General features: G+C 55.2%; 10 protein-coding genes and 2 pseudogenes. 2 read left to right on the top strand and 10 right to left on the bottom strand.

What is annotated here, in order from left to right; all coding sequences use genetic code 11:
• Positions 1-306: pseudogene (locus EGH23_RS23200) on the bottom strand (RNA-guided endonuclease TnpB family protein); the annotation flags it as partial.
• Positions 307-531: 225 nt separating this feature from the next.
• On the bottom strand, positions 532-1,143 hold the full coding sequence (locus EGH23_RS23195; RefSeq protein ID WP_220582362.1) for a winged helix-turn-helix transcriptional regulator: 612 nt from the start codon (positions 1,141-1,143) through the stop codon (positions 532-534).
• Between the two features lie 1,239 nt (positions 1,144-2,382).
• Here EGH23_RS23195 and EGH23_RS23190 point away from each other — a divergent pair.
• Positions 2,383-2,478, top strand: a pseudogene (locus tag EGH23_RS23190) (IS6 family transposase); the annotation flags it as partial.
• Positions 2,479-2,690: 212 nt separating this feature from the next.
• Here EGH23_RS23190 and EGH23_RS23185 read toward each other — a convergent pair.
• The 8 genes from EGH23_RS23185 to EGH23_RS23150 form a co-directional block, all read right to left on the bottom strand.
• Entirely contained in the window at positions 2,691-3,815 is a 1,125-nt protein-coding gene (locus EGH23_RS23185; RefSeq protein ID WP_220582361.1) for a hypothetical protein, read from the bottom strand.
• Positions 3,816-4,138: 323 nt separating this feature from the next.
• Entirely contained in the window at positions 4,139-4,465 is a 327-nt protein-coding gene (locus EGH23_RS23180) for a hypothetical protein (RefSeq protein WP_220582360.1), read from the bottom strand.
• A gap of 314 nt (positions 4,466-4,779) precedes the next feature.
• Positions 4,780-5,961, bottom strand: a complete 1,182-nt coding sequence (locus tag EGH23_RS23175) for a glycosyltransferase family 4 protein (protein WP_220582359.1) — start codon at positions 5,959-5,961, stop codon at positions 4,780-4,782.
• Positions 5,958-7,064 (bottom strand): glycosyltransferase family 4 protein, encoded by a 1,107-nt coding sequence (locus EGH23_RS23170; protein WP_220582358.1) that lies wholly within the window; start codon positions 7,062-7,064, stop codon positions 5,958-5,960. Before EGH23_RS23170 ends, EGH23_RS23175 begins: the two co-directional genes overlap by 4 nt.
• An 8-nt stretch (positions 7,065-7,072) precedes the next feature.
• Positions 7,073-7,549: a PssE/Cps14G family polysaccharide biosynthesis glycosyltransferase gene (gene pssE, locus EGH23_RS23165; RefSeq protein WP_220582357.1), complete on the bottom strand. Its 477-nt coding sequence runs from the start codon at positions 7,547-7,549 to the stop codon at positions 7,073-7,075.
• Entirely contained in the window at positions 7,546-7,977 is a 432-nt protein-coding gene (gene pssD, locus EGH23_RS23160; RefSeq protein WP_220582356.1) for a PssD/Cps14F family polysaccharide biosynthesis glycosyltransferase, read from the bottom strand. Before pssD ends, pssE begins: the two co-directional genes overlap by 4 nt.
• An 8-nt stretch (positions 7,978-7,985) precedes the next feature.
• A complete protein-coding gene (locus EGH23_RS23155) occupies positions 7,986-9,017 on the bottom strand; it encodes a glycosyltransferase family 2 protein (RefSeq protein WP_220582355.1) in 1,032 nt (343 codons plus the stop codon).
• 107 nt (positions 9,018-9,124) lie between these two features.
• Positions 9,125-9,682, bottom strand: coding sequence for a hypothetical protein (locus tag EGH23_RS23150; RefSeq protein ID WP_220582354.1), 558 nt, complete (start codon positions 9,680-9,682; stop codon positions 9,125-9,127).
• Positions 9,683-10,099: 417 nt separating this feature from the next.
• On the opposite strand from EGH23_RS23150, the gene EGH23_RS23145 reads away from it, so the two are divergent.
• The gene (locus tag EGH23_RS23145) at positions 10,100-11,815 is read left to right on the top strand and encodes a carbamoyltransferase family protein (protein ID WP_220582353.1); all 1,716 of its coding nucleotides are present in this window, start codon (positions 10,100-10,102) and stop codon (positions 11,813-11,815) included.
• The last annotated feature ends 243 nt before the right edge of the window (positions 11,816-12,058 follow it).

Raw genomic sequence — 12,058 nt, 5'->3', positions numbered from 1 at the left:
TGACCGACGTGTTTGACTCGTCGTGATACGCTTTCTTATTCTCGAAGAACCCGCGCCACGCTTCGCTGTTTGCTCGCCGTACAGTTTGGGCGGTGGACGCGCCGAGAACGCCTTTGTATTTCCCTTCAAGTCGGCCTGTATCGGCGTCCCACACGTCGCCCCCGAAGCCGTCTTCGTCGTTGTAGTGCATGAGGCACTGGTAATTGATCTCGTTCCAGAGAGCGGCGGAAGCGTCCAACAGTCCCGTAGCACCTGCTCTCCATCACCAGAGAGCGGTCGCACAGCGAACGTATTGGTGCGCGTCATTAGCCAGTTCCGCATACGTTCGCTCTTGTCTTGAACGTCAGCCTGCTACAGTGAAAGTAGAACCCGGTCAGCCTCATTAGAGACTCAAGGCCAGCAGTAACATAGCGGTTTCTCATCGGAGTGAACGCAATTCACGCCCGCCGTGAACGGCGGGATTCTCTCGCTGATTCAAGATCGTATCGAACGTCTCGTACAGTCCGCTGAGATTTGATCAGACTAGCATCGTCACTCTATAAAGAGCGCTAGAATTCGACGTTCTTCATCGTCGGATATCTCTTCGTACTGGATGCACGCGTGCACCATCTTGTGTACGAGTTCTGTATCACTAAACGTCGTTTCCTGCTCTTGCTGTCCGTTGCGGTTCTCTCTCTGTTCTTCGAGAGCCGAGACTCGTTCTTCGAGTTCGTGAAATACGAGACTGTTCTCCGAATTCCTATCAAACATGCTCTTTGCGTTTTGTTCTGGACTAGCGGTCTCGATGTCGAGCACAGCTTCTACAAACGCTTTGCGGTCACTCCAATCGAACCCCCGAATCGAATTTGCACGATTACTCACTGTCGCTGCCGAGACACCGATATCCTCCGCGAGCTCCCGTTGTGACGCCTCTGGGTTCTGATAGATTGCGTGTAACACTTTCCGTTGGCTCTCGGACAGATCTGACTCGGTCGGGTAGTCGTCAGCTGCTGTCGGTTTCGACACATCCGAAGAGGGGGACCCTGTCTCTGAACTGGCTGGGTCACCGTACTTCTCTAACACTTGCTCTATGAGTTTGGGGGTTACACTTGGCACTTTCTTCGCGATACTCTCGATTGATGCATCTGGATTGTCCTCTGCCACGTCCAAGATGCGCTTATGACGCATCGACTTAGGCAACGAACGGGTGTCTTTCGACTGACTCATTTTGCATCTTCCAGCACGCACTGCTTTTCCCGGAGTATTAGTTAGTCTGTTCTAGTAGTTAGTAGTATTCAATTGAAATTTCGGTTCGAGGTTACAGCACGGGTTACCACTGCGGCCACGTCTTTGATGTCACGGTGCTCATTCGGACGCTTCGTTCCGGATTTCGCGTCTCTATCATGTCGCTGATTAACACGGGCTTTCAGGATTTCTACAATGGGTGATTGAATTGAGACTCTCCCGCGTCAGTTCTTACGCCGACTCACATCCGAACTCAATCTGCCTCCGAAAAGGAGTTGCCAAAATATTCCAGCCAATTCCAAACGACCGTGTCTCTCGTTCACAATTTCGTGGCGGAATAGTTTCACTATATTAACCTATTGCAAACGCGGCCACGTGAGAGATCAGTTTCAGGCAGAACTGAGCTTCTCGAACCATTCTGCTATCCGCTGGACGTTCTCAGTCAGTTGTCGTGTATAGTCATAAATGCGACCGCTAAGCAGCTTTGACCGGGTACGAGGCAGCACCCAATACAATATGGCTACTTGGTCGTTCTCGCACCAATTGTCCTCCAAGTTACTCATACTGAGACTTATTACGATACAGGGAGTATCTGTGAGTGTCACTAAGACAGTGCTTGCCGCTCCGAAGACAGTCGACAAACGCTCTCACCAATTGACCCACAGTATGACCCAAAAGAGTAACTCTCGAACGGATTCCGTCAGCGGTACTGCACAGCGACCACCCCGACTTCGGAATGACCCAGAGACAACCACGGAAATGTCACGACGCGCCTGCCTGAGGTTCGGAGCACTGACTATGGCGGTCTTTGTCGGTTCTACAACTACAGAGGATGCTATTCCTCGTACAACTTCTGTGGGATACGGTACCCGAGGATACGGTGATACTCCGTATGGCCACTCCTAACTCGAGTGTCACGGCGACAGATTCGTTAACAATGGTTGCTCCGCAGTCGAACCCATTGAATCACATCGTTGTGGATTCGAGGACTGTGCGCCCAGGACATACGTCAACTACTCCTCCCTAGTCGCTCGCACCAACGCTGGGCTCGCTTTGTTGAGGGAGGAGCTTATCGGTGAACTGGCCACGTGGCGACGGCCATGCTTCTCGGGTAAAGCCCCCGTCTAGCGTTATGGTTCCAGACTTTCAGGCCAGTTGACCTCGTCGTTTTCGAACTGCTTCAGCCACGCCGAACCGGAAACAGCCGAAAATTGGTTGCAGAGTTTCGCTCGCTGGCACAATGCTCCAAACTAAACACTACCGGCCTCTTTGCCGCTGGTCAAATTCCTCTCCACCCTACTCCCATCGGTTCTTTGAGGATGGAGGCTCCTTCGACCCATGCTGAGTGAGACTCTGCTGAGCGACACAGACCACGCTATCGGTGTCGTCAGCGGAACAGACGGTGGTTCTCGGATCCATCACCGAACAGAAGCAACAGCAACGACTGTTGACGGCGAGGCCCGGGCTTACAATTGCGTCGTTTGATTCGTCGCAGCGTCGGTCATCCAGTGGGCACGACCAGACTCGTTCTGTACGGCCTCCGGCGTCGCTCCGAGGACGTTCATATGGTTGTCACGGCAGACGTGGTGGGGTTTGTCCGACGATTGGAAGCTACTGAGTATCTGCCAGGCATTGCCCTCTAACCGGCCGATATCCCAGATGGTCCCTCTCATGAGGTTCTCCCGCGCGGCCGTCTGGGGTTCGATCCGCCAGATTGTCTTCCCGCCGTCCGTAGTCTGGACGTTGACATTGAAGACGTTCTTGTTTATCGGATTCGGCCCCTCCATTCGGATCGAAACGGAGGCATCCTGATAGTTTCCGTAGAAGAAGTTGGCGTTGATGAACCCGCCGCCGCCAGACCGACCACTGGAGTCGAAGTAGATTCCAGTCTCGAACGACTTTTCGCCGTCTGCAATCTTTCTGTTCGGATACGAAGGGTATCCGAAGTTGCTATTTATCGTGACGAACGACACGTGATTCCCCCGGTTCTCGGCTTTGTTGATTCCGACGTACAGCCACGTGCCCTCGGCACCAACGGCCAGTGTGTACCCGCCTTGAATGGTCGTTCCGTCAGCGAAGTACCCGAGTCCCCAATTGCTTGGGTCGATGGAGAACACACGGCCTCGATACGGGTTTGAGGCGTCGAACCCGTCACCGCTGTTCCAGAGGTCGATCTTCGGATAGAGAACCTGTGCGCGCGGAGCGAGATAGACGATGTTGGCGTCGTTTCGCTCGCCCTGTGCACGCATGACTGCTCCGTTGAAGTCCAGGGTGACGTTCGATTTCACACGCCAGGGACTCGAAGGGAGACGGTAGTTGCCTGAGGCCGTCAATTTGACCAGTCCACCCCCGTTGTTTGCCACTCTGTCGATAGCGCTTTGGACTTGCCCAGGAGGGGCAACGATTGCCCCGTCCGGCGTGACGTCGCTCTGAATGCTGCCACCACTCTGCTCCGAACTGATCTTTCCTTGGGCTTCCCAGGTGCCATCGGATTGCCCGAGGAAGAACGTCTGGGTGTCGATAGCATACGCAGGTTGGCCGGCGGCCGCGTCAGTGTCGCTCAGGTCCGATTCCGAGTCGACGGTCACCATCAGCGCGTCGTCGAGTCGGCCAAAATTGCTATTCAGCGGCTCGTGCCATTCGGCCGTGCCCCTTCCGGGCCGTTCCAGTCCAAACTTCGGCGTATCATCCATCGTGTAAGTCTCCACTGGAATTATGTCTACACAAACTAATATAGCTAGCGTCGCCCACTTCCTGATTACTGGTCTGAGTGCGAGATTGATGTCCCGAGCCTGAAATCCATTCTGAACCCGTCCTGTGGCCTCGTGCGTCGATGATAGCCGTCCGGTGTCTGGTGGGTGCTATGGCTGCTGTCTACACTAACTGCTGATAGGACCCCGGTAGCCGGTCGCCACTACGTGAGCCGGTCGACGATCTCCTCATGAATCTGTTCCGAGGGTTTCGTCGCATCTATCCGTTGTATTCCGTTGTAGTCCGCGAGTTCGTCGTACAGTTCGACCATCCGAGGCAGGGTTTCGTCGCTCCGAACGTCGTCACGACGTGGACGCAGGTACTCGGCATCCGTCGTCAACAGTATCGTACACGACCGATCCGGAATGAGGCGAAGGAATAGGTCACCGACGAACGTCCGATAAAACTCGTCGTCGTCTATCGACAGCATCACACTGACGACGATATCGTAGACGAACCGGTCACAGACGAGCGTGCGGCCGAAAATCACCGTGGGAACGTATACCTGGGCGATATAAAACAGGTACGTATCTACGAGCAGCAAAACCGGATATAGGGTGGAGACCACTTTCGACTGCCAAAAATAGTGGTAGCCAATCTTTCGCCCGCTCTCCAGTTGTTTCACTTCGCTCAGACCGGTAAGGCGGGCGTAGGCAAGCAAGGGAAGCGAGACGAGATGTTTGGCGCCGAACCATCGATATTCGCAGTCGATATCGTTCGACTCGAACGCGTCGACGAGTTTCCGCGTCTGGGTGGACTTTCCTGCGCCATCGGGTCCGATGAGAGAAATCACGGGTGGCTTCTTCATGCATACTCCTCCAGTAATCCCCGAAACTGTGCCCGTGCATCGTCCCAGCGCTGATATCCCTGCATACGGTCTCGGTTGCGGACTCCGATTCTTTCACGGAGGTCATCACGACTCACTAACGAGTCGAGCGCCTGCGTCAGCGAGGACAAGTCCGCGGGTTCGACCAGTTGACGTTCGTCGTCGACGAGTTCCGGAATTCCGGCGGTCTTCGTTGATACGACGGGCTTGCCCATCGACATTGCTTCGAGGATACTTATCGGCACAGAAGCCTGCACGATTTTGAAGGGGAGCGCGACGATGTCGGCGGCGGTAAGGTACGTTTTCACGCCCTCTGGGGAGAGATTCCGTGGCACGAGGTCGAACGAGTGTCCAACCGAGTGTTCAGTTGCTAGTTGCTGGATATATCTCTCGTCCCGGGTTAGTCCACCATCGTCCTGTCTGGAGAGGACGACCAATTTGCACGGGTGTGTTCGCCGCACCCGGGCGAACGCCTTGACTAGCGTATCCGTCCCGCGGAGTGTCAACGGCGATGTAAAGTACAGTATCATCGGCACTCCCTCGGGATTTAGGTCCGCACGAACAGCGTCGATATCAGGGCGGGTTGGACGTCTCAGATCGAACTCGTCGATTCCTGGCGGGATGGCTGATATCGGGGTATCGACGCCCGCGCTTCGCAACCGTGTCTTGTTTTCTGCTGTCAACGTGATAATGTGACTGAACGCCGCCGAGCGAGTTCGAATCGCCCAGTCGGGGGCGAGCGATCCGGCCAAGTGGACCGCTAGATACGGGTGATTACGGTATAGTTCGCACAGTCCCACGTTTAGTATCTCCGAGAGCGAATAGAGGGGGCCCGCGAAAATGCCGACAGTCGGTTTGTCGGTCGCCGACGCAACGGTCGATGGCCGGACGAAGTTCGTCGAACCGATCAGTGACACGACGACATCGGGGTCCTCTCGTTGGATAGCGGTCAGGACCCCTGTCGTTGGCCCAGTGGCTCCCAGAATCTTTTCTACTGTCCGTATATCGATTCCGGCGGTTTCGGGTCTCTCGACGTCGGTTATTACGGTCAACTCGACACCCTCCTCGGGGAGAGTCGTGACGAGTTCGTGGACGTACCGCCACGGCTGTTTCCGCAGGTTCGACGACTCGAAGCCGAAACAGACGACGACGACGTTCACTGTTCCGTCCTCGCGAGTCGGTATTCCCGTTCGAACTTATCCGTGATTGTCTCCCACGTATACTGTTCGAGAATCGTCTGACGAGCGTTCGCCCCCAACTGGTCACGCAGTTTCGCGTCGCCGAGCAGCGTGTCTATGGCATCGGTTAGTGCTGGTGGGTCCCCCGGGGGAACCAGTAATCCGTTCTCCGCCTCGTCGATGACGTCTGGGCACCCTCCGACTTCGGTCGCGACTACTGGCGTGCCGCAAGCCATGGCTTCCAGTAGCACTGTCGGCAGTCCTTCGTAGTGTGAGGGAAGTACGAATCCCGTCGCGTTCTGGTACAACCGAATCTGTCGGTCTCGTGAGACGTAGCCGGTAAACGTCACGTTGTCCCCGAGACCGGATCGTTCGACCTGTCGTTCGAGCTGTTCCCGCTGTGGACCTTTCCCCGTGATTTTCAACTCGACGCCGTGCGTTTCGACGATCGGTTTCACGGCTTTGAGGAGGTCCGGAATTCCCTTCGGATACGCGAGTCGGCCGACGTACAGGAGATACTCTTCGTCGCGCTCTCCGCCGGGACGAAACCGTTCGGCGTCGACGCCATTTTTGACGACCGTCGCGTTCTCGATGCCGTAGTGTCGAGCGAGTTCACGACCCACCTGACCGGAGACCGTCGTAATTCTATCTGCCGTGGCCCCCTGTCCAGCTACCAGCCGTTTGCTCGAAACCAGCAACTGCAGTTTGCTGACCAGATTCGTCAAGTTCCATCCGTCGATGTGGTCGACGTCCTCGACGACTGACGTATGAATCGTCGAGACGAGCGGATGCTGGCTCTCAACCACTGGTGTGAGGGGCGTATGAGTGTGAACGAGGTCGAAGCGGTCAGCCGTCCTGCTCAAGAATCGGTTTACCAACACTCCGTGGACGTCTACGTGGAACGGATAGAGAGGCGGGCAGGGTAGCTGAACGACTTTGATACCCTCTTCCTGTCTCACTTCTTGCCGAAGTCCGCCACGAGTGAGTATACTGACCGAATGCCCCCGATTGACGAGTTCTCGTGAGAGATTGAACGCGTAGTTTCCGATACCTTCCTCCGGGGGGCACGGTGTCGACTGTACCATCGCGATGTTCATGCGTCGATATCCTCGATGTAGCCGTTTAAAAACCGGGCGAGTGAGTTATCTTCCGACCCCGATTTGACGGTGATGGAACGTGCCTTCTGCATCGCTCGCTGTAACTCCGAAGCGTTGTGTACGACGAATACCTCCGCTCGTTCACTGAGTGCATTCGCGAGTTCCGTCTGGTGATCGTCGTTGTGGTCGCCGTGTTGCTCACGCCGGGGTAGAATGACGATCGGCTTTCCGTACGAGAGGGCAGTCAACAACGTTCCAGCACCGGCATGAGCGATAACGACAGTCGCAGTTCGATAGAGCTCGTGAATCTCTTCTTCGCTCGTGAACCTGAACCACTCGACGTTCTCGGGAACGTACTCTCCAGCGCCGATCTGTGCTCGAATCGGTTCGTCGAAATCGACTGCAATCGAGTCGAGCTGTCGTATCAGTCGATCGAACCCGTCCGGGCGAGTCCCGACGGTAACGAACATCATAGCACGCCACCTTCGTACGTCGCCTTCTCACCGTAGCTGTCCAGTAGCTCGGGCCATTGAACCAGAAACAGGTCCGAAAGCGGATACACGACTCGCCCAGTCTGTGACCGAGTTCGAACACGACACCAACTCTCGATGAAGATGGTTTCGGCGCCAAGTATCGTTCCCCAGAGGAACGCTGGAATGGCGATTTCTGCTCCAGTACTCACGACGACGTCCGGACGTTCGCTAACGAAGATTCGCCCGATTTGGAATATCGCTTTCAGCATCGCCCGCACGTCGGTGTGAATCGGGTCCAGCAGGTACGATCTCGTTTCGAGTTCCTTCGTTCGGAAGTTCTCATAGGTGACGAAAAACGTCTCGTGATCGTCGAATGCACTAGATAGCGACTGGAGTTCGGTCAAATGGCCGCCGAACGAACAGACCATGGCGATTTTCATTTGCACAGGAGCGAGATATTCGTCCGGTAGCACTTATTCGCTAATCGTATAACCCCCCTGAAAACGGGGGCGATGGGGAAATCTTCTGCCGGAATTTGATCGTCTAACTGTTCCACTAACTCCCTGACGTCGACGTCCACCGGAGTCACGGTTGTCGAGAACGCATTGGTGGCGGCTCGGAACTTCGCACGTACGCCTGCTGGACCTTGGAGGATAGCGTATCCCCACGTCAATATCTCTGTAACGAGCAGTGATGGGAGAACGAGCGCTGCCCCTTTCGCTCCGAGATACTTCCGCAGGATGAGGTATCGGCCGCGCTCTAGGTGGAACAGTTTGCCGGCATCGAGGTTCGCGCCAGGATAGTCGTGCAGAACGGTTGCAGTCGGGACGTAGCGAATCTCGACGTCAGCAGCGGCCGCCTTCCACGACAGTTCGACGTCGTCCATGTACAGGAAGATCTCGTCCTCGAAACCACCCAGCTCCTGATAGACCTCTCTAGTAGTTGCAAAGCACACCCCAGAGACACCAGTTAGCACGTCTTCCTGTGAATACGCGTCTGGGTCTTTTTTGAATCCACGAGTAGACGATAATCCCGAAAAGTGGGTCGTGATTCCAATCGTGTTTATGGATTCTCCATCATAGGTCAGTATCTTCGGAGTCGTGATGAGACGCTCGTCCTCAGAAAGTGGCTGTAAGAGTTCGTCTAAACAATCGTCTCTGAGCCGTGTGTCCGGATTTAATACGACGACGTACTCCGCTTCGACCCGGTCCATCCCCAAATTGTTCCCGCTCCCGTATCCCACGTTCTGTTCGCACTCGATTACGTCCACGTCCGGAAATTCGCTTTCGACGGTTGCGATAGTGCTGTCGGTCGACGCGCTGTCGACGACGATCACGTCACCGGGGTCGTTTGCCAATACCCGCTCTAGGCACTCTTCGATGTATTCTTCGTGGTTGTACGTGACGATGACCACGCATGCGTCGTTCACCAGATCCGTTCCTTCGACGGGTATCTCCTCAGATGGCAATGTCATCGTATGTGTTGGTTATTCTATAATAACTCACTAACAGGCAATAAACTTTCGGTACAGTTGACATCACCTCGTCGATTGTCGGCTCACTTCCGCAATACCGTTTACTGTGCTGTGTCGCCATCGCTAGCGCAGTTATCCCTTTCAGGTCGGATCCAGTTTTCCTTATCGACTAGTACTTCCGGAACTTCGTCGTCCCGCAATCGCTGGAGTGAGTCTGGGCTATCGAGGAGATAGATATCGAGCGGAAATACGGACAAACTGGCCCGTGCCCGTTCCCGGCAAACTAACGACGACGAAACTATCGCGTTCACTGTTCCGGGATATCTAACAACTCGAATATCCAGATCTGATTCGTCACTCAATTGCGCTCGTGAATAACTCCCGTAAACGGCCACAGCAGCGATCGAATCCGACGTCTTTCCGAGGTGTTCTAGCCGGTCCATCCACGCAGCGAAGTCGTCGTACGAGTTGTTGATCCTCTCTGGTTGGACGTGGTGCCTGAAAAACACCCATAGATGGCCGTTGAAGACGAAATTCAGCAGGTGAGATATCGAAACCGCCTTGATAATGCTGTGAGTCGAAAACGGTAGTATCCGTCTGAGAAGCGCACCGAGTCCGAGTGTGACTCCTAGCTTGAAGATGCGCTCCGTGTCGTCCATGTACAACGTCCCCTGAAAGACGAGTGCGGAGAGAAACAAGACCGGTACGCGTATCACGCCCGGCACGTCGTCACTTTCCGTGAGATAATCGTGTAGCCCCTGTATGGACGTCATCGTTCGCTACTGTCTACGAGTACTATCGATAAATAACGTTTCCCGACTACAAGGTTTCGGTTCCGCTATCGGTCGGACCCTCACGTGTCCACTCTCTTCTGGGCACCTCGATATCGCACTGATGGCCGCGGGTGTTTGCGTCTACTGATTGCAGTCTGCATGGACTTCCGATGCTCTCACTGCGACGGGCTATAGTGACGATGACTAATCCCTTCTGATTCGTCCCGATATCTAGCATCCATCAGCGAAATTAAACGTCCGGTAGGATTCAAGTAGTTTGGGTGAGATATTCTGGTTGGCTTAATGACAGCACACATCCTCTCGTTTCATACCACACACAACGCCGGAGCGGCACTGCTCGAAGACGATAGCATCGTCGCCGCTGCTTCCGAGGAACGCTTCAACCGACAGAAACACTACGCATCCCTTCCGTACGAGAGTATCCAGTATTGCCTCGATACAGCAGGCATCTCTCCCGAGGACGTCGACAAGATCGTCATTCCGGCAGACGTCGTAACCTCGGGTGCGAAGCTCCTACTGGACTGGAACGACTACGATGCCGAGAACATCTCACAGGGGTCTCGGCCGACGGGAAAAACTACGAAGAAGTGGTTGGCCGAGCGAGTGCGAACGTGGAAACAGGACACCGCGATGCCAGCGTACGCTCGATTAGTCGAATTCCCGTCTGATATCCGGCTACAAACCGTCAACCATCACGAAGCGCACGCTGCGAGCGCCTATTACACCTGTGGGAACGACGACGCATTGGTGGTGACGAGCGACGGACTGGGCGACGACATCTCTCTGACAGTGTGGCACGGTCGGGACGGAAAGCTGAACGAACTGTATCGCGTCGGCAAAGAGGGAAGCTTCGGGTATTTTTACGGAGTTGTCACACAGGCGCTGGGATGGTGGGTCGGCAACGGAGAAGGCAAGACGATGGGGTTGAGTTCGTACGGTGATGCCCCAGCAGAACTGATCGAGACACTTCGAGACTACTGTCCAGAATTCCGGAACGGGCGGCTCGAATCACCGACGCCGATCGATTACCCGAGCGTCTGGCGGAACCTGGATACCTTTCATCCGAATTTCGAGGAAGTCGACGAAATCGAGGCACTGTTGGACAATTACGAGCGAGAGGACGTCGCCGATGCAGCCCAGCAACTGTTGGAGGAACAGATACTCGAACTGGTCGGGCACTGGTTTGCCGAGACCGGGGCGCGAAACCTCGCTCTCGCCGGTGGGGTGTTCCTGAACGTGGCTGTCAATCGCCGACTCCTGTACGAACTGGATATCGGCGATTTTCACGCGTTTCCGGCCGCCGGTGACGATGGCCTCCCGATTGGTGCAGCATTGAGTTCGTACTACGTCGAACAGCAAGACGAGCACCCCCAGCATCTGGAGCACCCAGATTTCGGTCCCGGATTCTCGGACGACCGGATCGAGACAGTACTGGACGGGCGAGAACTCGACTACTCCGAACCCGATTCGATTACGGACCGAGTCGCCGAACTGTTGCTCGACGAACAAATCGTCGCGTGGTGTCAGGGGCGAATGGAGTTCGGTCCACGGGCACTCGGTAATCGGTCGATTCTCATCGATCCGCGTCTCGACGATGGGAAAGAACGGGTCAACGCCGAGATCAAGTTCCGGGAGTCGTGGCGACCGTTCGCCCCCTCGATGCTCGAACGCGCAATCGACGAATATCTCGTCAAGGCGGTTCCCGACACGTTCATGATTACGTCCTACGAAGTCCGTGACGAGAAAAAAGACGAAATCCCGGCAGTGACACACGTCAACGGAACGACGCGACCACAGGTTGTGAAAGCTGACGCAAATCCGAACTACCACGAACTGATCGAGACGTTCGATGCGAAGGGTGGTGTCCCGCTCCTGTTGAATACGTCGTTTAACCTGAGTGGCCAACCGATCGTGTGTAGCGTGGAAGACGCTGTCGGCACGTTCTATAACTGCGGGTTAGACGCCTTAGCGATAGGTGATTACCTACTCGAAAAGTGAGTGGCTGACTAGCACTGTCGAACAAGGACTACTGGACGGACGTTCTCTGCTAGCAGGTTCACAGGCGATTCGAAGTCATATTTGCTGGAGAGATACGGCGGGACGATGGACAGCCTTTGTGACAGCGTCCGCTTCACTGGAGAGCGAAACGGACTCCCTCCGAATGCGTGTCAAAGAAATCGAGCTGCCTGCTCGATGGTCAGTGGCTACCTCCACAGAAAGTCGCCGTCTCTACGAACCGAT

Source organism: Haloarcula nitratireducens (genome assembly GCF_019599505.1).
This window is presented reverse-complemented; position numbering and strand designations above follow the sequence as displayed.

Bases quoted from the DNA above. Each gene is read 5' to 3' on its own strand.
- pssE (WP_220582357.1), bottom strand. From the start codon at position 7,549: ATGATGTTCGTTACCGTCGGGACTCGCCCGGACGGGTTCGATCGACTG.
- EGH23_RS23170 (WP_220582358.1), bottom strand. From the start codon at position 7,064: ATGGTACAGTCGACACCGTGCCCCCCGGAGGAAGGTATCGGAAACTAC.
- EGH23_RS23150 (WP_220582354.1), bottom strand. From the start codon at position 9,682: ATGGACGACACGGAGCGCATCTTCAAGCTAGGAGTCACACTCGGACTC.
- pssD (WP_220582356.1), bottom strand. From the start codon at position 7,977: ATGGTCTGTTCGTTCGGCGGCCATTTGACCGAACTCCAGTCGCTATCT.
- EGH23_RS23185 (WP_220582361.1), bottom strand. From the start codon at position 3,815: ATGGTGACCGTCGACTCGGAATCGGACCTGAGCGACACTGACGCGGCC.
- EGH23_RS23145 (WP_220582353.1), top strand. From the start codon at position 10,100: ATGACAGCACACATCCTCTCGTTTCATACCACACACAACGCCGGAGCG.